Consider the following 26,373-nt stretch of genomic DNA (forward strand, 5'->3'; position numbering starts at 1 on the left):
CTCGCTTGGATTGCGCTTTCCACAAATTCTGGTGCAGCATCGGACCAATGGCTATTCGCTGGCATAGCCCCTGCATTGCCATACCAGCCCACCCACCTCCCGCCGAGGCCCGCTTATGCGCATCGTGCAAGCCACGCTCGACCACCTCGATCTGCTCGCTCCGTTGTTCGTCAAATATCGCGAGTTCTACGGGATGCTCCCCTACCCCGAGTCCTCGCGGAAATTCCTCGAGAAGCGCCTGCGCCGCAAGGAATCGGTGATCTACCTGGCCCTGCCGGACGACGACGACAACAAGCTGCTGGGCTTCTGCCAGCTCTACCCGAGCTTCTCCTCGCTCTCGCTCAAGCGCGTGTGGATCCTCAACGACATCTACGTCGCCGAAGAAGCCCGCCGCCAACTGGTCGCCGACCACCTGCTGCAGACCGCCCGACAGATGGCCCGCGAGACCCAGGCCGTGCGCATGCGCGTGTCCACCAGCGTCAACAACGAAGTGGCGCAGAAAGTCTACGAGTCCATCGGCTTCCGCGAGGACAGCGAGTTCAAGAACTACATCCTGCCGATCAGCGACGACCTCAACTGAGGCACGCAACGGCCCGCTGGCGGCGGCGGGCCGGGCACACTAAAGTGCCATCATCGGAATTGCCGCGGCCTCCGCATGAAGGGATCCCATGCGTATTTCCCTGCTCGTCCTGCGCACCGCCTGCTTCTGCCTGGGCCTTGCGGGCGCCATCGCCCAGGCCCAGACGTTGCGTGTCGCCACCCTGGAATGGGCGCCCTACGTCGGTAGCGACCTGCCGGGCAACGGGCTGGCCAGCCGCATCCTCAACGAAGCCCTGGCGCTCAATGGCGACAAGGCCGAACTGGTGTTCCTGCCCTGGCAGCGGGCGCTCAACGAAACCCGCGAGGGCCGCTTCGACGCGCTGATGCCGGCGTACCTGTCGCCCGACCGCCGCCAGGATTTCTACACCTCGATGCCGCTGCTGGACTCCCAGCTCGGCTTCTTCCGCCGTCGCGACCGCGCCCTGCCGATCAACCCCCGCGACCTCGACACCCTGCGCCCCTACCGCATCGGCGTGGTGCGCGGCTACGTCAACCAGGAGCGCTTCGACAGCGCCGACTTCCTCAACAAGGACGTGGTCAGCAGCGACTGGCAGAACCTGGAAAAACTCCTGCGCGGGCGCATCGACCTGGCCGTGGTGGACCGCTACACCGGCTACCAGTTGCTCAGCCAGAACGCCCCGGCGCTGCGCGAGCAGCTGGAGTTCGTCGACCCGCCGCTGGAGGTCAAGCCGCTCTACGTGCTGGTGCCGAAGAAGCGCGCCGAAGGCGAAGCCCTCGCCGCCAGCCTCGACCGCGGCCTGCGCACCCTGCGCCGCAGCGGGCGCCTGCAGCAGCTGATTGCCGAGGCACGCCTGGAAACCGCGATGAACACCCGTGAAGTCGCCGCACACCCGCTGGCCGAACAACTGCCAGCCGCCGGCGAGCAGCACGGTGCGGCATCGGCACCCAAGGTGGCGCCCGCCCTGTTGAGCTGGCAGGCGAGCCTGCTCTGACGCAGCGTCCAGCGCTTCTGCGGTATTTGTCACAAGGCGTTGCCGGGCTTGCAGCGACAGGATTTTCACGCAGAAGCTGTAATATCCTCCCGCGGCTCTCCGTCGCAGGATTCGACGGAGAGCGCCCCCGGCAGTCAGGTCGCGCCTTATAATGGTCGGCCCGGCCGTTCACCTCGTTGTCAAACAGGCTTCTCATGGAATTCAACCCGATCGACCTGATTCTCCACCTCGACAGCTACCTGTCGCTGGCGGTAGCCAACTATGGCACCTGGATCTACGCCATCCTCTTCCTGGTGATCTTCTGCGAGACCGGCCTGGTGGTGACGCCCTTCCTGCCGGGCGACTCGCTGCTCTTCATCGCCGGTGCCATCTGCGCCGCCGGCGGCATGGACCCCTGGCTGCTCGGCGGCCTGCTGCTGCTCGCGGCGATCAGCGGCGACAGTACCAACTACGTGATCGGCCGAACCCTGGGCAAGCGCCTGTTCAGCAACCCGAACTCGAAGGTCTTCCGCCGCGACTACCTGGACCAGACCCACGCCTTCTACGAGCGCCACGGCGGCAAGACCGTGACCCTGGCGCGCTTCCTGCCCATCGTGCGCACCTTCGCGCCCTTCGTCGCCGGCATGGCCTACATGCCCTACGCGCGCTTCCTGTTCTTCAGCGTGGCCGGCAGCATCGCCTGGGTCGGCGGCCTGGTGACCCTGGGCTACTTCTTCGGCAACGTGCCCTTCATCAAGCAGAACCTCTCGGTGATGATCATCGCCATCATCGCCTTCTCCCTAGTACCCATGCTGATCGGCTTCATCCGCCACAAGATGCGCCCATCGGCCAAGGCCCAACCAGGCGAGCACTGATCCGCCCATGTGGTCGTTCAGCGCCTGGCGCCGCCGGCGCTTCCTCGCCCGCTATCCGCTCGACGCCCAGCTCTGGGAGCAGGTGCGGCGGCAGCTGCCGATCCTCGACGGCCTGAGCGAAGAGGAACTGCGCCGGCTCGGCGAGCGGGCGCTGCTGTTCCTGCGCGACAAGCGCCTCTCGCCGCTGCCCGGCATCGAACTGGACGACTACCGCCGCCTGCTGCTCGCCACCCAGGCCGAGCTGCCGCTGCTGCACCTGCCGGACCTGAACTGGTACAGCGGCTTCCATGAGCTGGTGCTCTACCCCGACGACTTCGTCAGCCCGCAGAAACACCGCGACCCCGCTGGCGTCATGCACGAATTCGACGACGAGCGCGCCGGCGAAACCTCCCTGCAAGGCCCGGTGATCCTTGCCTGGCCCGGCGTGGAGAGCGGCGGTGGCTGGGACGCCTACAACCTGGTGATCCACGAGCTGGCGCACAAGCTCGATATGCTCAACGGCGACGCCAACGGCCTGCCGCCACTGCACCGCGACATGCGCGTCACCGACTGGGCTGCCGCCATGCAGGCCGCCTACGACGACATGAACCGCCAGCTCGACCGCGATCCGCAGGCGCACACCGCCATCGACCCTTACGCGGCCGAGAATCCTGCCGAGTTCTTCGCCGTCACCAGCGAGTACTTCTTTACCGCTCCGGACCTCCTTCAGGCGGCCTATCCCAAAGTCTATGAGCAGCTTTCGCTGTTCTACCGGCAAGATCCGCTCTCGCGCCTGCACCGGCTGCAAGCCGAGCACCCCGAATATCAGGAAACTCGGGCGCACTAGGCGATGTCTGTGGCTTGGACACGGCAATCTGCCTATAATCCGCCGCACTTTTTCGGCCCGACCACTATCTGGAGTCGTCCATGAGCTACAGCAGCATCCCGGCTGGCAAAGACCTGCCGAACGACATTTACGTCGCCATCGAGATCCCGGCCAACCACGCGCCGATCAAGTACGAGATCGACAAGGACACCGACTGCCTGTTCGTCGACCGTTTCATGGCCACCCCGATGTTCTACCCGGCCAACTACGGCTTCATCCCGAACACCCTGGCCGACGACGGTGACCCCCTGGACGTGCTGGTCGTGACCCCGTATCCGGTCGCTCCGGGCTCCGTGATCCGCGCCCGTCCGGTTGGCGTGCTGAACATGAGCGACGAAGCCGGCGGCGACGCCAAGCTGATCGCCGTACCGCACGACAAGCTGACCGTCCTGTACAAGGACGTGAAGGAATACACCGACCTGCCGGCCCTGCTGCTGGAGCAGATCAAGCACTTCTTCGAGAACTACAAGGATCTCGAGAAGGGCAAGTGGGTGAAGGTCGAAGGCTGGGGCGACGCCGCCCAGGCCCACGACTACATCACCAAGGCCGTCGCCGCCTTCCAGGCCAAGTGATGGTCGCGGGGTAGCCCCCGCCGCGAAGAAGCCCCGCCACTGCGGGGCTTTTTTGTGACCGGGATTAGGCTTTTCGTCCCGACTTTGCTACCATGCGCGCCCCGCACGCAGTCCCCTGCGTTGCCACAGAATCAAGGCGGCCCGCCCTACCAGAAGTAAGGTTGGACCACCCCCTGAAAGCCGGCCACAAGCCGGCTTTTTTAATGCCTGCGAAAAAGCCTCAGCCCATGTCAGACCGCTCGCCAGCCAATGCGCCGCTGTCACCAGGCAGGCATAAGATCAAGCTATCCCCTCGCCGGTTGCACCGCCATGACACGCCTCTCGCCACTTCACGTTGCCTTGCTCATGGCAGCGCCACTGCTGACATGCAACCCGGCCTGGGCGCAGGCGCAAGACTGGAAACTGGCGAGGAACGAAGATGGTGTGCAGGTTTACCTTCGCGACGTGCCCGGCTCCCGCTACAAGAGTTTTCGCGGGGTGACCCTGGTGAAATCCGACGTCGCCACCCTCGGCCACCTGCAGGAGAACCTGCGCGTCTCCTGCGCCTGGCTCTACGCCTGCGCGCAGATGCGCCTGCTCAAGTACACTGACGAGGCGATCTGGGTCTACCTCGACACCAAGCTCCCGTGGCCCGCCGCCCCGCGCGACCTGGTGCTGAAGGTGAGCACCGAGGAAACCGCGGACGGCGGCATGATTCGCCACCTGCAGGCTGCGCCGGACTATCTTCCTCCGGTGAAGGACCGCATACGCGTACCCAATGTTTCCGGCACCTGGCAGATGGTCCCCAAGGGCCCGAAGCTCACCGAAGTCACCTACGAAATGCGCGGCGAACCCGGCGGCAGCGTGCCGTCCTGGCTGGCGAATCAGTTCGTGGTCGATGCTCCATTCGAGTCGCTGCGCATGCTCAGGGTGGTGGCGGAGCATCAGGGCGTCCGCGACGGCGGCTATTAGAAACCGGTCCGAAAGCGCCGCCGGCAACGGTTGTGCAGTCGCCGGCGGCCTGACCGAAGATTTGCCCGCAAAGCCCGTCTCTGCTAGTGTCGCGAGGTTTCCGAATACCCCCGCCGAGATGTCCGCATGGCCCGCAAGAAAGCTTCCCTCGACTTCGAACAGTCCCTCGCCGAGCTGCAAACGCTGGTGGAGCGCCTGGAAAGCGGCGAGTTGTCGCTGGAGGACTCGCTGGGGGCCTTCGAGCAGGGCATCCGCCTGACGCGCGACTGCCAGGCGGCGCTGACCCAGGCGGAGCAGAAGGTGCAGATCCTGCTGGAACGCGATGGCGAACTGAGCGAAGCGCCCTTCGATCCGGAAGGCGAAGACGCATGATCGCCGGGTACCAGGCGCGCTGTACGGCGCGTGTCGACGCTGCGCTGGAAAAACTCTTCGTCGCCCCCCGTGAAGAACTCACCCGCATCTACGCCGCCATGCGCTACAGCGTGGTCAACGGTGGCAAGCGCGTGCGCCCGCTGTTGGCCTACGCGGCCTGCGAAGCACTGGGCGGCGACGCCGAGCGGGCGGACGGCGCTGCTTGCGCAGTGGAGCTGATCCACGCCTATTCCCTGGTGCACGACGATCTGCCGGCGATGGACGACGACGACCTGCGTCGCGGCCAGCCGACCACCCACATTGCCTACGACGAGGCCTGCGCGATTCTCGCCGGTGACGGCCTGCAGGCACTGGCATTCGAGGTGATCGGTAACGCACAGCTCAATCCGCAGGATGCCCAGACCCGCTTGGACATGCTGACGATCCTCGCCCGCGCCGCCGGTTCGGCCGGGATGGTTGGCGGGCAGGCGATCGACCTGGAGTCCGTGGGCCGCAAGATCGACCAGGCCGCACTGGAAACCATGCACCGGCACAAGACCGGCGCGCTGATCGAGGCCAGCGTGCAGCTCGGCGCCCTCGCCAGCGGCCGCGCCAACACCGATGCGCTGCAAGCCCTGCGCCGCTACGCCGAGGCGGTGGGCCTGGCGTTCCAGGTGCAGGACGACATCCTCGACGTGGAAAGCGACACCGCCACCCTCGGCAAGACCCAGGGCAAGGACCAGGCCCACCACAAGCCGACCTACCCCGCGCTGCTCGGCCTCGACGAAGCGAAGGCCTACGCCCTCGCCCTGCGCGACCAGGCGCTGGCGGCGCTGGAAGGCTTTGGCGATAGCGCCGAACCGCTGCGCGCCCTCGCCCGCTATATCGTCGAACGCCGTAACTGATTCCCCGGCACGCGCATTGCGTGTGCAAATCCCGTGATTCATCCATTGCGATGACCGCTCGCCGATGCTTCACTGCATTACAGGGATTTCGTATACCATATCCGACAACAGCCACCTGACCGGACTGCATCGTGCCGCTACGCAACGCCCCCAACCTGGGTATCGTCCCCTCCGCCTCGGAGACCATCGCCAAGCACCTGCGCGAGGCGATCATTTCCGGCCAGATGGCAGAGCACGAGCCGATCCGCCAGGACGATATCGCGCAGATCTTCAACGTCAGCAAGATTCCCGTGCGCGAGGCGCTCAAGCGCCTGGAGGCCGAGGGGCTGGTGGAGTTCCAGCGCAACAAGGGGGCGCTGGTGACGAAGATATCCGAACCGGAACTGGCGCAGATGTTCGAGGTACGGGTCGTTCTCGAAGCCCAGGCGATCCGCCTGGCGGTGCCGAACATGACCGCCGAGACCTTCGAGCGCGCCGAGCGCATCTGTGCCGAGTTCGTCGGCGAGGACGATGTCGGCCGCTGGGCGGAACTGAACTGGGAGCTGCATGCCTGTCTCTATGAACCGGCGCAGCGGCCCTACCTGGTTGGCCTGATCCGCTCCATCCATGACAAGCTCGAACGCTACCTGCGCATGCAGATGAGCCTGTCCTCCGGCAAGGATCGCGCGGATCACGAGCACCACGACATCCTCGACGCCTGCCGCGCCGGCGATGGCGAGCTGGCCGCGCGCCTGCTGGAAGAACACATCAACGGTGTCTGCCGCACGCTCTACGAGCACCTGCCGAATCGGCCGACACCGAGCTGATCGAAAAGACCCGCTGTGCCGATTTCATCATCGGCCCGGCGGAAAACCCTCAAGCTCCCATCCCCGCTCCGCGCCACCCTAGGGTCAACCACAAGACCACCTCAGGGGGCAGCATGAAACGCATCCAGGTTCTCGATTCCCACACCGGCGGCGAACCCACGCGCCTGGTGCTCGACGGCTTTCCCGATCTGGGCAAGGGCAGCATGGCCGAACGCCGTGCGCTGCTGGCCAGGGAGCACGACAGCTGGCGCGCCGCGACCGTGCTGGAGCCGCGCGGCAGCGATGTGCTGGTCGGCGCACTGCTCTGCGAGCCGGTGGACCCGAGCGCCTGCGCCGGGGTGATCTTCTTCAACAACACCGGTTACCTGGGCATGTGCGGCCACGGCACCATCGGCCTGGTCGTCTCGCTGGCGCACCTGGGGCGTATCGGCCCCGGCACGCACAAGATCGAGACGCCGGTGGGCACCGTCGAAGCAACCCTGCACGACGACCGCTCGGTGAGCGTGCGCAACGTCCCTTCCTATCGCTACCGCAAGCAGGTGCCGGTGCAAGTGCCCGGCCATGGCCTAGTGCACGGCGACATCGCCTGGGGCGGCAACTGGTTCTTCCTGATCGCCGATCACGGCCTGCGCGTCGCCGGCGACAACCTGGACGAACTGACTGCCTACACCGTCGCCGTGCAGAAGGCGCTGGAAGACCAGGGCATCCGCGGCGAAGACGGTGGCCTGATCGATCACATCGAGCTGTTCGCCGACGATCCCGATGCGGACAGCCGCAACTACGTGCTCTGCCCCGGCAAGGCCTACGACCGCTCGCCCTGCGGCACCGGCACCAGCGCCAAGCTGGCGTGCCTGGCCGCTGACGGCAAGCTCGCCGCCGGCGACGCCTGGCGCCAGGCCAGCGTGATCGGCAGCCAGTTCGAGGGCCGCTTCGAGTGGGTCGGTGAGCCTGCCGAGGGGCGCATCATCCCGACCATCCGCGGGCGCGCCAACATCAGCGCGGAAGCCACCCTGCTGCTGGAAGAAGACGACCCGTTCGCCTGGGGCATCCGTTCGTGAGCGATGCGGACATCATCGTCATCGGCGCCGGCATCGTCGGCGCCGCCTGCGCCCACGCCCTCGCCCGCCGCGGCCTGGACGTGCTGGTGCTGGATGCGCGCCTGCCCGGCGCCACCGCCGTCGGCATGGGCCACCTGCTGGTGCTCGACGACAATGCCGCCGAACTGGCGCTGAGCAACTACTCGCTGCAGCGCTGGCGCGAGTGGGGCCACGACATGCCCGCCGAATGCGCGTACCGCAGCAACGGCACGATGTGGCTGGCGGCCAATGACGAAGAGATGGCCGAAGCCGAACGCAAGTTCGCCGTGCTGCGCGAGCACGGCATCGCCGCAAGACTGCTGAACAGCGCGGAGCTGCAGCAGGAAGAACCCGAGCTGCGCAGCGACCTGCACGGCGGGCTGGAGATCACCGGTGACGGCATTCTCTACGCGCCGCGCGCCGCCGCGTGGCTGCTGGAGTCGGCGCTGAAACCGATCCGCCAGCGCCAGGCCAAGGTGGTGGAAATCGACGAACCCCGCGTGCGCCTGGACGACGGCCAGTGGCTGAGCGCCAAGGCCATCGTCCTGGCCAATGGCATCCAGGCCACGCAGCTCTGCGCCGACCTGCCCATCGAGCCGAAAAAAGGTCATCTGCTGATCACCGACCGCTACCCCGGCAAGGTGCGCCGCACGCTGGTGGAGCTGGGCTACGTGACCAGCGCGCACAACGCCAGTGGCCCATCGGTGGCCTGCAACATCCAGCCGCGCCCGACCGGCCAGTTGTTCATCGGCGCCTCGCGGCAGTTCGGCACCACCGACCCGCAGGTGGAAGGCTGGATGCTGGCGAAGATGCTGCGCCGCGCTGTGGACTACATGCCCGGCCTGGCCAACCTCAACGTGATCCGCAGCTGGGCCGGCTTCCGCGCCGCCAGCCCGGACGGCATGCCGCTGGTGGGCGAACATCCGCAGCGCCCCGGCCTGTGGCTCGCTGTCGGCCACGAAGGCCTGGGCGTAACCACAGCGCCGGGCACCGCCGACCTGCTCGCCGCGCAGCTGTGCGGCGAACCGTTGCCGCTGCCGGCCGAACCCTATTCCCCGCGCCGCTTCCTCGGAGCCACCACCCATGCCTGACCTGACTCTTGACGGCCGCCCACTGCGTGTCGTCGCCGGCACCACGGTGGCCGCCGCGCTTGCCCTGGGCGGCGACGGCACCACACGCACCTCGGTCAGCGGCCAGCGCCGTGCGCCGCTATGCGGCATGGGCATCTGCCAGGAGTGCCGGGTCATCATCGACGGCCAGCGCCGCCTGGCCTGCCAGACCCTGTGCCGCGAGGGCATGCAGGTGGAGACGCGCCCATGAGCGAGTCCGTCGATATCCTCATCATCGGTGCCGGGCCGGCGGGCCTGTCCGCCGCTCTCGCCGCCGCCCCCAGCGGCGCGAGCACCGTCATCCTCGACGACAACCCGCTGCCTGGCGGGCAGATCTGGCGCGACGGGCCCAATGCGCACCTGCCGCGCGCCGCTCTGCAGCTGCGCGAAAAAGTCGCCGCCTGCGCCAACATCAGGATTCACAGCGCCACCCGCGTGGTGGCCCTGGCCGGCGAACGCGGCCTGCTGCTGGAAGACTTCCAACGTGGCTGGCGGCTGGATTACCGCAAGCTGATCCTCTGCACCGGTGCCCGCGAACTGCTGCTGCCCTTCCCCGGCTGGACGCTGCCCGGCGTCACCGGTGCAGGCGGACTGCAGGCACTGGTGAAAGGCGGCGCACCGGTGGACGGCCAGCGCGTAGTGATCGCCGGCAGCGGCCCGCTGCTGCTCGCCAGCGCCGCGACCGCCCGCGCCAACGGCGCGAAGATCCAGCGCATCGCCGAACAGGCCTCTTGGTCTGCGTTGACCAGCTTCGCCCTGAAGCTGCCACGCTGGCCGAACAAGCTGTTGCAGTCCGTCGGCCTGTACGACCCGGCCTACCGTGCCGACAGCCATATCGTCGCCGCACTGGGGACAGATCACCTGGAAGGCGTGCGAATCAGCCAGGGTGGCAAGCTGAAGGAAATCGAATGCGACCGACTAGGCTGCGGCTTCGGTCTAATCCCCAACGTGCAGCTCGGCCAGGCACTGGGCTGCGCGGTGGACGACGGGGCAATCCGCGTCGACGCCTGGCAGGCGAGCAGCCGCGATGGCATCTACGCCGCGGGCGAATGCACCGGCTTCGGCGGCTCGGAGAAGGCCCTGGTGGAGGGCAGCATCGCCGGCCACGCCGCCGTGGGTGAACACGACCGCGCCCGTGGGCTCTGGCCGCAGCGCCAGCGCTGGCAGGGCTTCGCCGACGCACTGAAAAAGGACTTTGCCCTCGACCCGCGCCTGAACCAGCTCGCCCAACCGGACACCCTGGTCTGCCGCTGCGAAGACGTGCCCTACTCGGCACTGGCGGGCAAACCGGACTGGACCGCCGCCAAGCTCGCCAGCCGCTGCGGCATGGGCGCCTGCCAAGGCCGTGTGTGCGGTGCGGCAGCCAAACAGCTGTTCGGCTGGCAACCGCCGGCGCCGCGTCCTCCCTTCAGCCCGACGCGGGTGGAAACCTTGCTGCAGCTCGCCGAAGACTGAGCTCCAACCGGATCACTCGTAGGGCGGATAAAGCGGCACGCTTTATCCGCCACGCCCACCTGCGTACGTGGCGGCCGGCGGATAACGCCCGAGGCGTTATTCGCCCTACGAGTTGACAGCGTCCCGCCATCTCGCCACCTTGCAGCGTACCTTCCGCCATGTTCCGACAGCCGACTCGCCTCCCGATGCACGACCTGATTCCCCAGGGCGCCCGCGACCTGGATAGCCTGCTGCAGACCCTTGCGCAGATTTCCCTGCTGCTCGATGCCATGCCCGGCGTGGTGTTCTTCATCAAGGACACCGCGGCGCGCTACGTGCTGGTCAACCAGACCCTGGCGCGGCGCTGCGGTGTGAAGGATGCCCGCGAGCTGCTCGGGCGCACCGCCGAGGAGGTCTTCCCGTCGCGCTTCGGCCCGATCTACACCGAGCAGGATCGCCGCGTACTGGAAACCGGCGGCCAGCTCAGCGATCAGCTGGAGCTGCACCTCTACCCCGGCCGGCTGCCAGGCTGGTGCCTGACCCACAAGCTGGCGCTGCGCGATGCGCAAGGCGCCGTGATCGGCATGGCGGGAATTTCCAGCGACCTGCAGGCGGCGCAATCCACGCATCCCGCTTACCAGCGCCTGGCGGCAGTGGACGCCTATATCCGCGAACACTTCGACAAGCCGATCAACCTTGCCGAGCTGACCGAGCTGGCCGGCCTCTCCGTCGCCCAGCTGGAGCGCCACTGCAAGCGCATCTTCCAGCTCACGCCACGGCAGATGATCCACAAGGCGCGCCTGGGTGCCGCCACGCGCCTGCTCGGCGAGGACCTGCCGATCACCGAGATCGCCCTGCGTTGCGGCTACACAGACCACAGCGCCTTCAGCCGGCAGTTCCGCGCACTGACCGGGCTGTCGCCGACGCAATATCGCGAGTCGCAGGTCGCTCCCAACTGACGAAACCTGCAGTGCCCCATGCGCGCGATCGCTGGCATGGGCTGAGGGGCTCCTCCTCTACAAGTGCCCCCTCACCCTAACCCTCTCCCGCAAGCGGGAGAGGGGACCGTCCTGAGCAGCATGAGACCCCAGCGTCAGCCGGCACGATCGCCCCCTCTCCCTCAGGAGCGGGGCGCGTAGCCAGGGCTGGGGAGAGGGGAAAGCAGGCACGAACTTTCCCGTAGAAGACAGTTGCTCCCACAAGGGACATCAACGCGCACAGCTTCCCGAGTGCTCCCATACGGGGCAGCGAAACACGCTCCTGCTTCATTTGGTAACAGCGCTCGGAACGCACCTACAGCCAATTCGAAGCACCCTGTAGCCCTGATCCCACCAATAGCAGGCCTCGCGACCGATCGGTCATGCCCGGGCCATTTCTGGCACATGCCTTGCTCTAAGAAATATCGTATACGAAATCCATAATACAAAATCGCTGCACAACACTGACTCAGAGAGGCCCCCATGAAATTCTCCCGAATTGCGCTAGCCCTCACCGCTGTGTTTCTCGTCGGCCAGGCCCAGGCTGACAAGCTCGACGACATCATTGAATCCGGCAAGCTGCGCTGCGCCGTCACCCTGGACTTCCCGCCGATGGGTTCGCGCGATGCGCAGAACAACCCGGTCGGCTTCGACGTGGACTACTGCAACGACCTGGCGAAAGTCCTCGGTGTTACCGCCGAAGTCGTCGAGACGCCCTTCCCGGATCGTATCCCCGCGCTGGTATCCGGCCGCGCCGACGTGATCGTCGCTTCCACCTCCGACACCCTGGAGCGCGCCAAGACGGTCGCCATGACCATCCCCTACTTCGCCTTCCAGATGGTGGTGCTGACCCGCGAGGACACCGGCATCACCCAGTACGAGGACATCAAGGACCGCCCGGTGGGCAACACCAGCGGTACCTATGAAGCCATCGCTCTGGAGAAGGACGTGAAGAAATGGGGCGGCAAGGGCTCCTTCCGCGCCTACCAGAGCCAGAACGACACCATCCTCGCCGTCGCTCAGGGTCACATCGACGCCACCGTGGTGACCAACACCGTCGCCGCCTCCACCCTGAAATCCGGCAAGTACAAGGGCCTGAAGGTCGTCGGCAACGCGCCCTACGTGATCGACTACGTGTCGCTGGCCGCCGCGCGCAACGAGTACGGCCTGATCCACTACCTCAACCTCTTCGTCAACCAGCAGGTCCGCACCGGCCGTTACGCCGAGCTGTACGAGAAGTGGGTCGGCGGCACCCCGGTCGACCTCACCGTTCCCCACGTGTACTACTGACGGCGGGCGCAACATGTCTTCGATTCAGGCTTCAAGGGTGCGGGACTTACGCCTAACAGGGCGGGTCCTGATGGGGGGTAGCGCCGAAGGGGCGCTACTCCATGCCGACACCGGGCTGAGCTTCTGGGGAGGCGTCGAGCCTTTCACGGGCGAGGTCATCGACCGCCACCATCCGCTCTCCGGCAGCTTCCTGCCCGGGCGGGTGCTGGCGATTCCCAGCGGACGCGGCTCCTGTACCGGCAGCAGCGTGATGCTGGAAATACTGCTCAACGGCCATGCGCCGGCAGCCCTGCTGCTGGCCGAGCCGGACGAGATCCTCACCCTCGGCGTGCTGGTGGCGCAGGCGTTGTTCGGCCGCTCCATACCGGTGCTGTGCCTGGGCCACGAGGCTTTCGAGCAGTTGTCCACGGGCGGCTGGGCCCGTATCGAAGACGGACAGGTAACACTCACCGCCGAGCGCCCTGCCGATAGCTGGCAGGGCGTGATGGCCAGCGATGCCGGCCCCTTGCCGGAAGGCCTGGCGCTCACCGCCGGCGACCATGAACTGCTCGACGGCCAGCACGGCAAGGCCGCCCAGGCCGCCATGCAGATCGTCCTGCGCATGGCCGCGCTGCAAGGCGCGAAGGACCTGCTGGACATCGCCCAGGCGCACATCGACGGCTGCATCTATACCGGCCCCGCCAGCCTGCGCTTCGCCCGCCAACTGGCGGACTGGGGCGGCAAGGTGAAGGTGCCGACCACCCTGAATTCCATCTCCGTGGACCACCGCCGCTGGCGCGAGCTGGGCGTCGACAAGGCCTTCGGCGAGCCCGCCGCCGCGCTGGGCGATGCCTACATGGAGATGGGCGCGCAGATGAGCTACACCTGCGCGCCCTACCTGCTGGACAGCAAGCCGAGCCTCGGCGAACAGGTCGTGTGGGCCGAGTCCAACGCCGTGGTATACGCCAACAGCGTGCTCGGCGCGCGGACCCTGAAATACCCGGATTACCTCGATATCTGCATCGCCCTCACCGGCCGCGCGCCCAACGTCGGCAGCCACCGCGACGAGGGTCGGCTGGCGACCCTGCGGATCGACGTCGAGCTGCCGGCCGACCACGACGAATCGATCTTCCCGCTGCTCGGCTATCACATCGGCGAGCTGTGCGGCACGCGCATCCCGGTGGTCGACGGCCTGCAGCCGCTGGCGCCGGACAGCGATGCGCTGAAAGCCTTCGGCGCAGCCTTCGCCACCACCTCCGCCGCACCGATGTTCCACATCGCCGGCGTTACGCCGGAAGCGCCGGACGTCACCACCGCACTGGGCGGCAAAGCCCCGCTGCAACACCTGCGCGTCACGCCGGCGGATCTGATCGCCTCCTGGCGCGAGCTGGACCACGCGGCAGAACCCAGCGTGCAACTGGTGTCGCTGGGCAACCCGCACTTCTCCGCCAGCGAGTGTGCCGAGCTGGCCAGGCTGGTCGCCGGGCGCCGCAAGCATCCGGGCGTCGCGCTGGTCGTCGCCCTCGGCCGCGACGTGCAGGAAAAGGCCCGCGCCGCCGGCGACGTGAAGGTGCTGGAAGACTTCGGCGCGCAACTGCTCAACGACACCTGCTGGTGCATGATCGGCGAGCCGGTGATTCCGCCGTCCTGCACCACGCTGATCACCAATTCGGCGAAATACGCCCACTACGGTCCGGGCCTGGCCGGGCGCCAGGTGCATTTCGGCAGCCTTGCCGCCTGCGTCGAGGCAGCCTGCAGCGGGCGCGGTGACGGTGGCGTCCCGAGCTGGCTGAGCGAGGGGGTGCGCTGATGTTCAACTACAGCTTCCACTGGCGCTCCGCCTTCAAGGCCCTGCCGGACATGCTCGGCGGCGCCTGGGTAACCCTGGAAACCGCCGCGCTGTCGATGATCCTCGGCGTGCTCATCGCGCTGCTGCTCACCGTCATGCGGCAGATGAAGAATCCGTGGCTGAAAGGCTTCGCCGACACCTGGGTATCGATCGCGCGCAACACCCCGTCGCTGTTCCAGATCTACATCCTGTACTTCGGCCTGGGCTCCTTCGGCCTGCACGTCAGCTCCTGGGTGGCGCTGCTGGCGGGGATCACCTTCAACAACGCCGGCTACCTCGCGGAGAACTTCCGCGGCGGCCTCAAGGCCGTGCCGGACACCCAGATGCGCGCCGCGCGCTCGCTGGGCATGAGCGCCTTCCAGGCGTACCGGATGATCATCGTTCCGCAGCTGCTGCGCATCGTCTATTACCCGCTGACGAACCAGATGGTCTGGGCGGTGCTGATGACCTCGCTGGGCGTGGTCGTGGGCCTGAACAACGACCTCACCGGCGTGACCCAGGACTTCAACGTGCGCACCTTCCGCACCTTCGAGTACTTCGCCCTGGCCGCGGTGCTCTATTACCTCATCGCCAAGGTCATCGTGGTGGTCGCCCGCCTGCTGAGCTGGCGACTGTTCCGCTACTAGGAGAAGCACGCATGTTTTCCACGAGCTTCACCGTCAATGACCTGATGTTCCTGCTGCAAGGGGCCTGGGTCACCGTCAAGCTGACCGTCGGCGCCATGTTCATCGGCACCCTCGCTGGCGTCGTGCTGGGCTGGCTGCGCGCCACCCTGCCGCGCGCCACGATGCCGGTCGGCTGGTTCCTCGACATCTTCCGCAGCGTGCCGCTGCTGATCCAGTTCGTGCTGTTCAACTCGCTGAAAAGCATCGTCGGCCTGAACTGGAGCGCCTTCACCGTCGGCTGCCTGGTGCTGGGCGTGTACGCGGCGGCGTTCTGCACCGAGATCATCCGCAGCGGCATCCTCGCCGTCGGCCCGAACATCCGCCGCGCCAGCCGCTCGCTGGGCCTCAGCTACTGGCAGGACCTGCGCTACATCGTGCTGCCGCTGGCCGCGCGGGTGGCCTTCCCCGGCTGGCTGAACCTGGTGCTGGGGGTGATGAAGGACACCGCGCTGGTCATGTGGATCGGCATCGTCGAACTGCTCCGCGCCTCACAGACCATCGTGACGCGCATCCAGGAACCCCTGCTGGTGCTGTGCATCGCCGGGGTCATCTATTACCTCATGAGTTGGGTCGTGGCGCGCCTCGGCGCCCGGCTGGAACAAAGGTGGCAGGAAAATGATTGAAATCGACAACGTGCACAAAGCCTACGGCGATCTGGAAGTGGTCAGGGGCGTCAGCCTGACCGTGAAGAAGGGCGAGGTGGTCTCGATCATCGGCGGCTCGGGTTCGGGCAAGTCCACCCTGCTGATGTGCATCAACGGCCTGGAGCCGATCCAGCGCGGCAAGATCCGCGTCGACGGCATCGAGGTCCACGCCAAGACCACCGACCTGAACAAGCTGCGGCAGAAGATCGGCATCGTCTTCCAGCAGTGGAACGCCTTCCCGCACCTCACCGTGCTGGAAAACGTCATGCTCGCCCCGCGCAAGGTGCTCGGCCTGTCCAAGGAAGAGGCCGAGGCGATGGCGGTGAAGCAGCTCAAGCACGTGGGCCTGGGCGACAAGCTCAAGGTGTTCCCGCAGAAGCTCTCGGGCGGGCAGCAGCAGCGCATGGCAATCGCCCGCGCGCTGGCCATGTCGCCGGACTACATGCTGTTCGACGAAGCCACCTCGGCACTCGACCCGCAACTGGTGGGCGAGGTGCTCGACACCATGCGCCTGCTCGCCGAAGAGGGCATGACCATGGTGCTGGTGACCCACGAGATTCGCTTCGCCCGCGATGTGTCCGACCGCGTGGCGTTCTTCCGCGAGGGGCTGGTACATGAGATCGGCACGCCGGAGCAGGTGATCGGCAATCCGCAGCGGGCGGAGACGGCGGAGTTCCTCCGCTCGGTGAACTGACAAGAGCCCCTCACCCTGACCCTGGCTGCGCGCCCCGCTCCTCAAGCGGGAGAGGGGACTGATCGGTGCAGGATGAAACCACAGCATCAGCCGGCACGGCCTGCCCCCTCTCCCTCTGGGAGAGGGCTGGGGTGAGGGAGGCCGGGCTCCACAACGTAGGGAGAAAGACAATGCGTTCGAGCAAGATCATCCACGTCGTCAGCTGCCACGCCGAAGGCGAGGTCGGCGACGTCATCGTCGGTGGCGTCGCCCCGCCGCCGGGCGACACCGTGTGGGCACAGTCGCGCTTCATCGCCAGCGACAACACCCTGCGCAACTTCGTCCTCAACGAACCGCGCGGCGGCGTGTTCCGTCACGTGAACCTGCTGGTCCCGCCGAAGGACCCGCGGGCGCAGATGGCCTGGATCATCATGGAGCCGGCGGACGTGCCGCCCATGTCCGGCTCCAACTCGCTGTGCGTCAGCACCGTGCTGCTGGACAGCGGCATCCTGCCGATGCAGGAACCGCAGACGCGCCTGACCCTGGAAGCGCCGGGCGGCCTGATCGAAGCCGTGGCCGACTGCAAGGACGGCAAGGTGCAGCGCGTGGAAGTGCGCAACCTGCCCTCCTTCGCCGACCAGCTCGATGCCTGGATCGAAGTGGAAGGCCTCGGTTCGCTGCAGGTGGATACCGCCTACGGCGGCGACAGCTTCGTACTGGCCGACGCGCACGCGCTGGGCTTCACCCTGCACGCCTCGGAGGCCGCCGACCTGGTTGCCACCGGCCTGAAGATCACCCAGGCGGCAAACCAGCAACTGGGCTTCAAGCACCCGGAAAACCACGACTGGGCGCACATCTCCTTCTGCCAGCTGACCGCGCCGGTGGAGCGCATCGACGGCGTGCTGCACGGCCGTAACGCCGTGGTCATCCGCCCCGGCAAGATCGACCGCTCACCCTGCGGCACCGGCTGCTCGGCACGCATGGCGGTGCTGCATGCCAAGGGCCAGTTGAAGGATGGCGAGCGCTTCGTCGGCCATTCGATCATCGATTCCAAGTTCCACTGCCGCATCGACGGCCTCACCAGCGTCGGCGGCAAACCGGCGATCCACCCGTGCATTTCCGGCCGCGCCTGGATCACCGGCACCCACCAGCACCTGCTCGACCCGAGCGATCCCTGGCCCGAAGGCTATCGGCTCTCGGATACCTGGCCGAACGGCTACTGATTTCCCCCTAACCGATTCCACCCCTGATTCGCCGCGTAGCGGCACCCGACGACGAAATGCTGCGGGATTTCCTTCAGACGTTTCGTATACGAAATACGACAATTGGAGAGCAACATGAGCAAGAAGGTCAATTGGAGTGGCGTGTTCCCCGCGGTGACCACTCAGTTCAACGATGATTTCTCGGTCAACCTGGAAGCCACCCACAAGGTGATCTCCAACCTGGTGCGCGACGGCGTCTCCGGCCTGGTGGTGTGCGGCAGCGTCGGTGAGAACACCTCGCTGACCATCGAGGAGAAGATGGCCGTCACCGAAGTCGCCAAGGACGCCTCCGGCGGCCGCGTGCCGGTGATCTGCGGCATCGCCGAGTTCACCAGCCACGGTGCCTCGCAGGTGGCCAAGGCGGTGCAGAAGGTCGGCGTCGACGGCATCATGGTGATGCCCGCGCTGGTCTACTCCTCCAAGCCCCATGAGACCGCCGCGCACTTCCGCAGCGTGGCCACCAGCACCGACCTGCCGGTGATGGTCTACAACAACCCGCCGATCTACAAGAACGACGTCACCCCGGACATCCTCATCTCCCTGGCCGACTGCGAGAACATCGTCTGCTTCAAGGACAGCTCCGGCGACACCCGCCGCTTCATCGACGTGCGCAACGAAGTGGGCAACCGCTTCATCCTGTTCGCCGGGCTCGACGACGTGGTGCTGGAAAGCATCGCGGTGGGCGCCGAGGGCTGGATTTCCGGCATGTCCAACGTCTTCCCGCAGGAAGGCGAAACGATCTTCCGCCTGTGCAAGGCCGGTCGTTACGAAGAGGCCATGCCGATCTACGAATGGCTGATGCCGATCCTCCACCTCGACGCCCGCCCGGACCTGGTGCAGTGCATCAAGCTCTGCGAAGAAATCGCCGGCCGCGGCACCGCCCTCACCCGCCCGCCGCGCCTGGCGCTGCAAGGCGCGGACCGCGAGCACGTGGAGACGATCATGGCCAAGGCACTGGCGAATCGGCCGAAGCTGCCGGATGTCGGACTCTGAGTGGAGATTGAACCACCCTCACCCTAACCCTCTCCCAAGGGGAGAGGGGACCGTGCGTACCCGCTAGAACTCCCGTGTTCGCAGGTACGCTCACGGTTTCCGAGCACCGTGCCAGCCGGCCAACTCCAGCGTCACCGGTCGCACGATCTGCCCCCTCTCCCTCCGGGTGAGGGCTGGGGTGAGGGGCTTTCGTTCCTCGCCTGCACTTTTCCACCAGAGAGCCCGCCCATGACCGCCCAGAACTTCATCGCCGGCCAACGCATCGGCACCGGCAGCATCCGCCTGCAGAGCCTTGACGCCAGCACCGGCGAAGCACTACCGCGCGAATTCCTCCAGGCCACCGAGGCCGAAGTCGACGCCGCCGCCCGCGCCGCCGAAGCCGCCTTCCCGGCCTACAACGCGCTGCCGGCGGAGCGCCGCGCGCAGTTCCTCGACGCCATCGCCAGCGAACTGGAAGCCCTCGGCGACGACTTCATCGCCACCGTCTGCCGCGAGACGGCCCTGCCCGCCGCGCGCATCCAGGGCGAGCGTGGCCGCACCGCCAACCAGATGCGCCTGTTCGCCAGGGTGCTGCGCCGTGGCGACTTCCTCGGCGCACGCATCGACCGCGCACTGCCCGAACGCCAGCCGCTGCCCCGCCCGGACCTGCGCCAGTACCGTACCGGCGTCGGCCCGGTAGCCGTTTTCGGCGCCAGCAACTTTCCGCTGGCCTTCTCCACCGCCGGTGGCGACACCGCTGCCGCGCTGGCCGCCGGCTGCCCGGTCGTGGTGAAAGCCCACAGCGGCCACATGGCGACCGCCGAACTCGTCGGCGAAGCCATCGTCCGCGCAGCCGAATCCACCGGCATGCCCGCTGGCGTGTTCAACATGATCTACGGCGCCGGCGTCGGCGAACCGCTGGTGAAGCACCCGGCGATCCAGGCGGTCGGCTTCACCGGTTCGCTCAAGGGCGGTCGCGCACTGTGCGACCTGTCCGCCGCACGCCCCCAGCCGATCCCGGTATTCGCCGAGATGAGCAGCATCAACCCGGTGCTGGTCCTGCCCGCCGCCCTGGACGCACGCGGCGAGAAAATCGCCCGCGAGCTGGTCGATTCCGTGGTGATGGGTTGCGGCCAGTTCTGCACCAACCCCGGCCTGGTGATCGGTATCGCTTCGCCGGCCTTCAGCCTGTTCGTCGCCAACCTGATCGCCGAGATCGGCCAGCGCCCGGCGCAGACCATGCTCAACGCCGGCACTCTGAAAAGCTACGAGAAGGGCATCGCCAAGCTGCTCACCCACCCCGGCCTGCGCCACCTCTCCGGGCACCCGCAGGAGGGCCGGCAGGCGTTCCCGCAACTGTTCCAGGCCAAGGCCAGCCTGCTGCTGGAAGGTGAAGAACTGCTGCAGGAAGAAGTCTTCGGCCCGACCACCCTCGTCGTCGAAGTGGCCGATGAAGCCGAGCTGCGCCGCGCGCTGGATGGCCTGCACGGCCAGCTCACCGCCACGCTGATCGCCGAACCGGACGACCTCGCACGCTTCGCCGCCCTGGTGCCGGTGCTGGAGCGCAAGGCCGGTCGCCTGCTGATCAACGGCTATCCGACCGGCGTGGAAGTCTGCGACGCGATGGTCCATGGCGGGCCATATCCAGCGACCTCCGACGCGCGCGGCACATCCGTCGGCAGCCTCGCCATCGACCGCTTCCTGCGCCCGGTGTGCTACCAGAACTACCCGGATGCGCTGCTGCCAGACGCATTGAAGGACGCCAACCCGCTGGGCATCGCGCGGCTGGTGGATGGCGAGACGACACGCAACGCCGTGACTCGCTGAGGGTTCGTCGGCGCGGGAGTGAACTGTCGGCCAGTCCCGCACCGATGCTCAGCCCCGGCCTTGCGCCGGGGCTTTTTTATGCGCGCCTACAGGGAAGTGCCGTTACTCCAGCAGCTTGCGCAAGTCGGCATACAGCGAATCGCTGATCTCTACGCCCTCTTTCAGGCTGCGTTCGCGCGCTGCAAAGCGCCGCTGCGACGGCAGGCGCGCGCCCATGTCGACGATGGACTCGAACAGCGTCTCGGCCCGCGCCAGGTGCTGCGGCGCTTCGGCGCCGAGGAAGCGCGCCGGGTCGATGGCGATCAGCAATTCGCCGTGGTACGGCGAGGACTTCGTCCCTTCGTCGAACACCGTGGACTCGGCACTGGTCAGGTCGCCGATCAGCGGGCCGGCGATCAGCTCGACCATGGTCGCCAGCGCCGAGCCCTTGTGCCCGCCAAAGGTGAGCATGGCGCCGTCGAGCACGGCGATTGCGTCAGTGCTGGGGTTGCCCTGCGCATCGATCCCCCAGCCCAGCGGAATCGACTTGCCCTCGCGCTCGTGCAGCTGGATTTCCCCCCGTGCCACGACGGTGGTGGCGAAGTCGAAGACATAGGGGTTCTGCCCGGCGCGCGGCCAGCCGAAGGCGATGGGATTGGTGCCGAACAATGGCCTCTTCCCGCCGGCCGGCGCCACGTAAGCCTGGGCCGGCGTAACGGCCAGGGCCACGAGGCCGTGGGCGACGATCCGCTCGATCTCCACCCACAGCGCCGAAAAGTGCACGCAGTGGTTCACCGCCATCGCGGCGATACCCTGGCTGCGCGCCTTCTCCACCAGTTTCGGCAGCCCCAGATCGAAGGCGCACTGCGAGAAGCCACCCTTGGCATCCACCCGCACCAGCGCCGGGGCCGGTTCCGACAGCTCTGGCACAGCTTCCAGCGAGACCTTGCCGGCGCGCGCCGTATGGATGCAACCGAGCAGGCGCCAAACACCGTGGGACGTGCAGCCATCACGCTCGCCGGCCAGTACAGTCTCGGTCACGCCCTGCACATGGGGCTCGCTGAAGCCATGGCGACGCAGGATCGCCTCGGACAATTCGCGCAGTTCTTCCAGACTCAGTCGGGTCACGCCATCCTCCTCGATTGCTACAAAAGGCTGCGGCAAACCGCCGCCGGTCGGTCATCGTGCCTACAGTGGCGCCTGGCGCCGGGGCTGGCTTGCCTGCAATCGGCAGGGGCGACGACGATTTCGGCACAGCCGGCGGCCGAATCCCGACCATCCGGTCGTCCGAAGGATTGGCCCCACGTTGCTTGGGCCAATCCGGAGCTTCGGGTAAACTTCCGCATCTTTGCCTCTCATAACGATCAGCCTGATGCCCACGACGTTCCACGAGATTCCCCGCGAGCGCCCTGCCACGCCTCTGCTCGACCGCGCCAGCACGCCGGTCGAGCTGCGCCGGCTGGGGGAAGCGGAGCTGCTGACCCTCGCTGACGAACTGCGCCAGTACCTGCTGTACAGCGTCGGCCAGACCGGCGGCCATTTCGGCGCTGGCCTGGGCGTCATCGAGCTGACGGTCGCCCTGCACTACGTCTTCGACACCCCGGACGACCGCCTGGTGTGGGACGTCGGCCACCAGGCCTACCCGCACAAGATCCTCACCGGTCGCCGCGAGCGCATGGGCAGCCTGCGCCAGAAGGACGGCCTGGCCGCCTTCCCGCGCCGCTCGGAGAGCGAGTACGACACCTTCGGCGTCGGCCACTCCAGCACCTCCATCAGCGCCGCCTTAGGCATGGCCATCGCCGCGCGCATGCAGGGCTCCAACCGCAAGTCGGTGGCGGTGATCGGTGACGGCGCGCTGACCGCCGGCATGGCCTTCGAGGCGCTCAACCACGCGTCGGAAGTGAAGGCCGACATGCTGGTGATCCTCAACGACAACGACATGTCGATCTCCAACAATGTCGGCGGCCTGTCCAACTACCTGGCCAAGATCCTCTCCAGCCGCACCTACAGCAGCATGCGCGAAGGCAGCAAGAAGGTACTCTCGCGCCTGCCCGGTGCCTGGGAGATCGCCCGCCGCACCGAGGAATATGCCAAGGGCATGCTGGTCCCCGGCACGCTCTTCGAGGAGCTGGGCTGGAACTACATCGGCCCCATCGACGGCCACGACCTGCCGACCCTGATCGCCACCCTGCGCAACATGCGCGACCTCAAGGGCCCGCAGTTCCTCCACGTGGTGACCAAGAAGGGCAAGGGCTTCGGCCCGGCCGAGATCGACCCGATCGGCTACCACGCCATCACCAAGCTCGAACCCGAGGGCGCCCCCGCCCACGCCGTGCCGAAGAAGGCCGGCGGGCCGAAGTACTCCAGCGTGTTCGGCCAGTGGCTGTGCGACATGGCTGCCCAGGACCCGCGCCTGGTCGGCATCACCCCGGCGATGAAGGAAGGCTCCGACCTGGTGGCCTTCGCCGACAAGTTCCCGGATCGCTACTTCGACGTCGCCATCGCCGAACAGCACGCCGTGACCCTGGCGGCCGGCATGGCCTGCGACGGCGCCAAGCCGGTGGTGGCGATCTACTCCACCTTCCTGCAGCGCGGCTACGACCAGCTGATCCACGACGTCGCGGTGCAGAACCTCGACGTGCTGTTCGCCATCGACCGTGCCGGCCTGGTGGGCGAAGACGGCCCGACCCACGCCGGCAGCTTCGACCTCTCCTACCTGCGCTGCATCCCCGGCATGCTGGTGATGACCCCCAGCGACGAGAACGAACTGCGCAAGCTGCTCACCACCGGCCATCACTTCGAAGGCCCGGCGGCGGTACGCTACCCGCGCGGCACCGGCCCGAACGCCGCCATCGAAGCCGAGCTGGCTCCGGTGGAAATCGGCAAGGGCGTGGTGCGCCGTGAAGGCAAGGCCGGCAAGGTCGCCTTCCTGGTATTCGGCGTGCAACTGGCCGAGGCACTGAAAGTCGCCGAGCAGTTCGACGCCACGGTCGCCGACATGCGCTTCGTCAAGCCGCTGGACGAGGAACTGGTGCGCCAGCTGGCCGCCAGCCACGAGCTGCTGGTGACCATCGAGGAGAACTCGGTGATGGGTGGCGCCGGCGCCGCCGTCAGCGAATTCCTCGCCCGCGAGAATATCCAGCAGCCGATCCTGCACCTGGGCCTGCCGGACTACTATGTCGAGCATGCCAAGCCTGCGCAGATGCTGGCGGAGTGCGGTCTGGACGCCGCCGGCATCGAAGCCGCGGTACGTGCGCGCCTGCACGTCCTCGGCGACCGCTGAGCACATCCCTCGTCCTGAGTATTGCCAGCCACGGGCGCACCTACTAAGGTGCGCCCGTTTTCGTTCGAGGTAACGGGAAGCAGGTGAAAGACCTGCGCTGCCCCCGCAACGGTAACCGACACGTTCCCGAACCGGATCCTGATCTCGCGAGCTAGAGCAGAACAAGGCGAAAGCAGAAGTGGAAGCGGAGTTTGCTACAGCAAATGAGCATTTAGCTTCTGCTTTCAACGCCGTTATGCCGACGCGCAGCAGATCAGGGCCGGTTCGATTCGTAGCATCGCCATGGCCACTGCAGATTGTGGGAAGGCGGCGATGTGACGTCGGCAGCCCGGAGACCGCCCTCGACACGCCCCGACAGGTGTTGCGGAGGGCCGCACCGTCAAGTGCGGCCTGCCGCCCTTGCCACGCCCTCCTCGAAAGTCATCCGCCCGCTTTTGAGGACGCTCCATGAAACTGACCCGACTCGCCCTGGCCACCAGCCTGCTGCCCGGCCTGGCCTTCGCCGCCGACGACATCTACCGGCTCTCCGACCAGGTGATCACCTCCGCGCGCCAGGCCCAGCCGCGCGCCGAAGCCACCTCGGCCAACAGCGTGTTCACCCGCGCCGACATCGAGCGCCTGCAGGTACGCAGCGTCCCTGACCTGCTCGCCCGTGTGCCCGGCGTGCAGATGGGTAGCTCCGGTGGCGTGGTCTCCTACTCCGTGCGCGGCACCAGCACCGCGCAGACCCTGGTGCTGGTGGACGGCCAGCGCATCGCCTCGGCCAGCAGCGGCATTGCCCGCCTGGACTACCTGAGCATCGACAGCATCGAGCGCGTCGAAGTGACCCGTGGCCCGCGTTCCGCGCTGTACGGCGCCGACGCCATCGGCGGCGTCATCCAGATCTTCACCCGCCGCGGCGAAGCCGGCCTGCACCCGGAAGTGCGCCTGGCCGCCGGCAGCCACGGCACCTTCGAGCGCAGCCTGAGCCTCTCCGGCGGCGACGAGCAGACCCGCTACAATCTCGGCGGCAGCCTGGACGAAAGCCAGGGCTGGGACCGCACCAGCGACAACGTCGGCGCCGACAACGACCACGACGCCCAGCGCAACAAGGCCGTGCACCTGAACCTGGACCATCGCTTCAGCGAGGACTGGAAGGCCGGCCTGAACCTCAACGACCAGCGCGGCAAAAACGAATACGACGACGCCTACAACTTCGAGCCGGGCTCGCCCCGCGACGAATTCCGCGTCAGCAGCTACAGCGCCTACCTCGACGGCCAGATCACCAGCATGTGGAACAGCCGCCTGGAGCTGGGCCGCAGCTTCGACCGCAACAAGGCCGTGGGCGCGGCCGACAGCTGGAACAACGGCACGCTGGAAACCACCCGCCACTCGGCGAGCTGGATCAACCGCCTGCAACTGGACGAGGCCAATCAGCTGGCCCTGGGCGCCGACTGGTACGAGGACAAGGTCGACGGCAGCACCGACTTCGCCGAGGACCAGCGCAGCAACCGCGCCTTCTTCGCCCAGCACAGCTTCAAGGGCGACGACTTCGGCACCGAGCTGGGCATCCGCCACGACAACAACCAGGCCTACGGCAGCCAGAACAGCTGGAACGCCGCTTTCAGCCTGCCGGTCGGCAACAACCAGACCTGGATCGCCAGCTACGGCGAAGGCTTCCGCGCACCGACTTTCAGCGACCTCTACTACCCCGGCGCGAGCAACCCGGACCTGAAGGCCGAGACCTCGAAGACCTACGAGCTGCAATGGCGCGGCGACTTTTCCGGCACGCACCTGGAAGCCGCGCTGTACCGCACCGAGGTCGACGACCTGATCGCCTGGGACAGCACCAGCAACCAGCCGGAGAACATCAACAAGGCACGCATCAATGGCTTCGAGGCCAGCGTTACCCGCGAAGTACTGGGCTGGCAGGCCGCTCTCGGCCTGAGCCTGATCGACCCGCGCGACCGCGACACCGGCCACACCCTGCCCTACCGCGCGCGCCGCACCCTGAGCCTGGACCTGGATCGCCAGTTCGGCGCCTTTGGCGTCGGCAGCACCTGGCGCGCGGTCAGCCAGCGCTACGACGACGCGGCCAACACCCGCGAACTCTCCGGCTACGGCGTTCTCGACCTGCGCACCAGCTGGCTGGCCAGCGACGAAGTCCGCTTCGACCTGAAGCTGGATAACGCCCTGGACCGCGACTACACCCTGGGCGACTACCTGCGCCCCACCAGCCCGAGTGACTTCATGGGCGAAGCCCGCCCCTACCGCGAACCAGGCCGTACCGCACTGCTGGCGGTGACCTGGACGCCGGAGCTGTAAGAAAAGCGGCCTGGCGGCCCCTCACCCTAACCCTCTCCCGGAGGGAGAGGGAACTGACCTGGCGTCCGGCGAACGCCGTGCCCCCGGCAACGCCGAACGGCCCCCTCTCGCTTTGGGAGAGGGCTGGGGTGAGGGGAGGAGCCCCAGCACCGATGCCAATCAGGCCACCATAGGAGCGGATTCATCCGCGATG

25 protein-coding genes and 1 riboswitch are annotated in these 26,373 nt (G+C 67.1%); of the genes, 24 read left to right on the forward strand and 1 reads right to left on the reverse strand.

Annotated elements, in window-relative coordinates; translation table 11 throughout:
• Positions 1-115: 115 nt before the first annotated feature.
• From A9513_RS33495 to A9513_RS33600, 22 genes are all read left to right on the forward strand, one after another.
• Positions 116-580, forward strand: coding sequence for an N-acetyltransferase (locus A9513_RS33495; protein ID WP_024764674.1), 465 nt, complete (start codon positions 116-118; stop codon positions 578-580).
• Between the two features lie 88 nt (positions 581-668).
• A complete protein-coding gene (locus A9513_RS33500) occupies positions 669-1,553 on the forward strand; it encodes an ABC transporter substrate-binding protein (protein WP_065086596.1) in 885 nt (294 codons plus the stop codon).
• Positions 1,554-1,747: 194 nt separating this feature from the next.
• A complete protein-coding gene (locus tag A9513_RS33505; RefSeq protein ID WP_024764672.1) occupies positions 1,748-2,407 on the forward strand; it encodes a DedA family protein in 660 nt (219 codons plus the stop codon).
• A 7-nt stretch (positions 2,408-2,414) separates the two neighbouring features.
• Positions 2,415-3,233 carry a zinc-dependent peptidase gene (locus A9513_RS33510; RefSeq protein ID WP_054908336.1) on the forward strand — a complete coding sequence of 273 codons (819 nt, stop codon included), beginning with the start codon at positions 2,415-2,417 and terminating at the stop codon, positions 3,231-3,233.
• Between the two features lie 80 nt (positions 3,234-3,313).
• Positions 3,314-3,844: an inorganic diphosphatase gene (gene ppa / locus A9513_RS33515; RefSeq protein WP_017521720.1), complete on the forward strand. Its 531-nt coding sequence runs from the start codon at positions 3,314-3,316 to the stop codon at positions 3,842-3,844.
• Positions 3,845-4,189: 345 nt separating this feature from the next.
• Positions 4,190-4,795, forward strand: coding sequence for an START domain-containing protein (locus A9513_RS33520; RefSeq protein WP_065086597.1), 606 nt, complete (start codon positions 4,190-4,192; stop codon positions 4,793-4,795).
• A 126-nt stretch (positions 4,796-4,921) separates the two neighbouring features.
• Positions 4,922-5,167 (forward strand): exodeoxyribonuclease VII small subunit, encoded by a 246-nt coding sequence (locus A9513_RS33525; protein WP_024764669.1) that lies wholly within the window; start codon positions 4,922-4,924, stop codon positions 5,165-5,167.
• Positions 5,164-6,051, forward strand: a complete 888-nt coding sequence (gene ispA / locus A9513_RS33530) for a (2E,6E)-farnesyl diphosphate synthase (protein WP_024764668.1) — start codon at positions 5,164-5,166, stop codon at positions 6,049-6,051. The genes A9513_RS33525 and ispA overlap by 4 nt, the downstream gene beginning before the upstream one ends.
• A 131-nt stretch (positions 6,052-6,182) precedes the next feature.
• Positions 6,183-6,857, forward strand: coding sequence for a GntR family transcriptional regulator (locus A9513_RS33535; protein ID WP_024764667.1), 675 nt, complete (start codon positions 6,183-6,185; stop codon positions 6,855-6,857).
• A 113-nt stretch (positions 6,858-6,970) separates the two neighbouring features.
• A complete protein-coding gene (locus tag A9513_RS33540; protein WP_024764666.1) occupies positions 6,971-7,915 on the forward strand; it encodes a 4-hydroxyproline epimerase in 945 nt (314 codons plus the stop codon).
• Positions 7,912-9,024 (forward strand): FAD-binding oxidoreductase, encoded by a 1,113-nt coding sequence (locus tag A9513_RS33545; protein ID WP_065086598.1) that lies wholly within the window; start codon positions 7,912-7,914, stop codon positions 9,022-9,024. The genes A9513_RS33540 and A9513_RS33545 overlap by 4 nt, the downstream gene beginning before the upstream one ends.
• Positions 9,017-9,253: a (2Fe-2S)-binding protein gene (locus A9513_RS33550; RefSeq protein WP_024764664.1), complete on the forward strand. Its 237-nt coding sequence runs from the start codon at positions 9,017-9,019 to the stop codon at positions 9,251-9,253. Before A9513_RS33545 ends, A9513_RS33550 begins: the two co-directional genes overlap by 8 nt.
• Complete coding sequence (locus tag A9513_RS33555) at positions 9,250-10,497, forward strand: FAD/NAD(P)-binding oxidoreductase (protein WP_065086599.1); 1,248 nt, start codon at positions 9,250-9,252, stop codon at positions 10,495-10,497. Before A9513_RS33550 ends, A9513_RS33555 begins: the two co-directional genes overlap by 4 nt.
• A 185-nt stretch (positions 10,498-10,682) precedes the next feature.
• Positions 10,683-11,435 (forward strand): AraC family transcriptional regulator, encoded by a 753-nt coding sequence (locus A9513_RS33560; RefSeq protein WP_255302920.1) that lies wholly within the window; start codon positions 10,683-10,685, stop codon positions 11,433-11,435.
• 501 nt (positions 11,436-11,936) lie between these two features.
• On the forward strand, positions 11,937-12,743 hold the full coding sequence (locus tag A9513_RS33565; RefSeq protein ID WP_024764662.1) for a transporter substrate-binding domain-containing protein: 807 nt from the start codon (positions 11,937-11,939) through the stop codon (positions 12,741-12,743).
• Positions 12,744-12,813: 70 nt separating this feature from the next.
• On the forward strand, positions 12,814-14,532 hold the full coding sequence (locus A9513_RS33570; RefSeq protein WP_065086601.1) for an aconitase X: 1,719 nt from the start codon (positions 12,814-12,816) through the stop codon (positions 14,530-14,532).
• Positions 14,532-15,197 carry an amino acid ABC transporter permease gene (locus tag A9513_RS33575; RefSeq protein WP_065086602.1) on the forward strand — a complete coding sequence of 222 codons (666 nt, stop codon included), beginning with the start codon at positions 14,532-14,534 and terminating at the stop codon, positions 15,195-15,197. Before A9513_RS33570 ends, A9513_RS33575 begins: the two co-directional genes overlap by 1 nt.
• Before the next feature lie 11 nt (positions 15,198-15,208).
• A complete protein-coding gene (locus tag A9513_RS33580) occupies positions 15,209-15,859 on the forward strand; it encodes an amino acid ABC transporter permease (RefSeq protein WP_065086603.1) in 651 nt (216 codons plus the stop codon).
• Positions 15,852-16,574 carry an amino acid ABC transporter ATP-binding protein gene (locus tag A9513_RS33585; RefSeq protein ID WP_065086604.1) on the forward strand — a complete coding sequence of 241 codons (723 nt, stop codon included), beginning with the start codon at positions 15,852-15,854 and terminating at the stop codon, positions 16,572-16,574. The genes A9513_RS33580 and A9513_RS33585 overlap by 8 nt, the downstream gene beginning before the upstream one ends.
• Positions 16,575-16,744: 170 nt before the next feature.
• Positions 16,745-17,776 (forward strand): proline racemase family protein, encoded by a 1,032-nt coding sequence (locus A9513_RS33590; protein WP_065086605.1) that lies wholly within the window; start codon positions 16,745-16,747, stop codon positions 17,774-17,776.
• Between the two features lie 114 nt (positions 17,777-17,890).
• Positions 17,891-18,808: a dihydrodipicolinate synthase family protein gene (locus A9513_RS33595; RefSeq protein WP_024764657.1), complete on the forward strand. Its 918-nt coding sequence runs from the start codon at positions 17,891-17,893 to the stop codon at positions 18,806-18,808.
• 228 nt (positions 18,809-19,036) lie between these two features.
• Positions 19,037-20,614 carry an aldehyde dehydrogenase (NADP(+)) gene (locus tag A9513_RS33600; protein ID WP_065086606.1) on the forward strand — a complete coding sequence of 526 codons (1,578 nt, stop codon included), beginning with the start codon at positions 19,037-19,039 and terminating at the stop codon, positions 20,612-20,614.
• Positions 20,615-20,716: 102 nt separating this feature from the next.
• On the opposite strand, the gene A9513_RS33605 is transcribed toward A9513_RS33600, so the two are convergent.
• Entirely contained in the window at positions 20,717-21,721 is a 1,005-nt protein-coding gene (locus A9513_RS33605) for an Ldh family oxidoreductase (protein WP_065086607.1), read from the reverse strand.
• Between the two features lie 244 nt (positions 21,722-21,965).
• On the opposite strand from A9513_RS33605, the gene dxs reads away from it, so the two are divergent.
• Together dxs and A9513_RS33615 are read left to right on the forward strand one after the other, a co-directional pair.
• Entirely contained in the window at positions 21,966-23,876 is a 1,911-nt protein-coding gene (gene dxs / locus A9513_RS33610; protein ID WP_024764654.1) for a 1-deoxy-D-xylulose-5-phosphate synthase, read from the forward strand.
• A gap of 29 nt (positions 23,877-23,905) precedes the next feature.
• Positions 23,906-24,235: riboswitch (cobalamin riboswitch) on the forward strand.
• Between the two features lie 88 nt (positions 24,236-24,323).
• Positions 24,324-26,180, forward strand: a complete 1,857-nt coding sequence (locus A9513_RS33615) for a TonB-dependent receptor domain-containing protein (protein WP_065086608.1) — start codon at positions 24,324-24,326, stop codon at positions 26,178-26,180.
• Positions 26,181-26,373 lie beyond the last annotated feature (193 nt).

It is taken from the genome of Pseudomonas sp. AU12215, assembly GCF_001675465.2.
Taxonomy (GTDB): domain Bacteria; phylum Pseudomonadota; class Gammaproteobacteria; order Pseudomonadales; family Pseudomonadaceae; genus Pseudomonas; species Pseudomonas nitroreducens.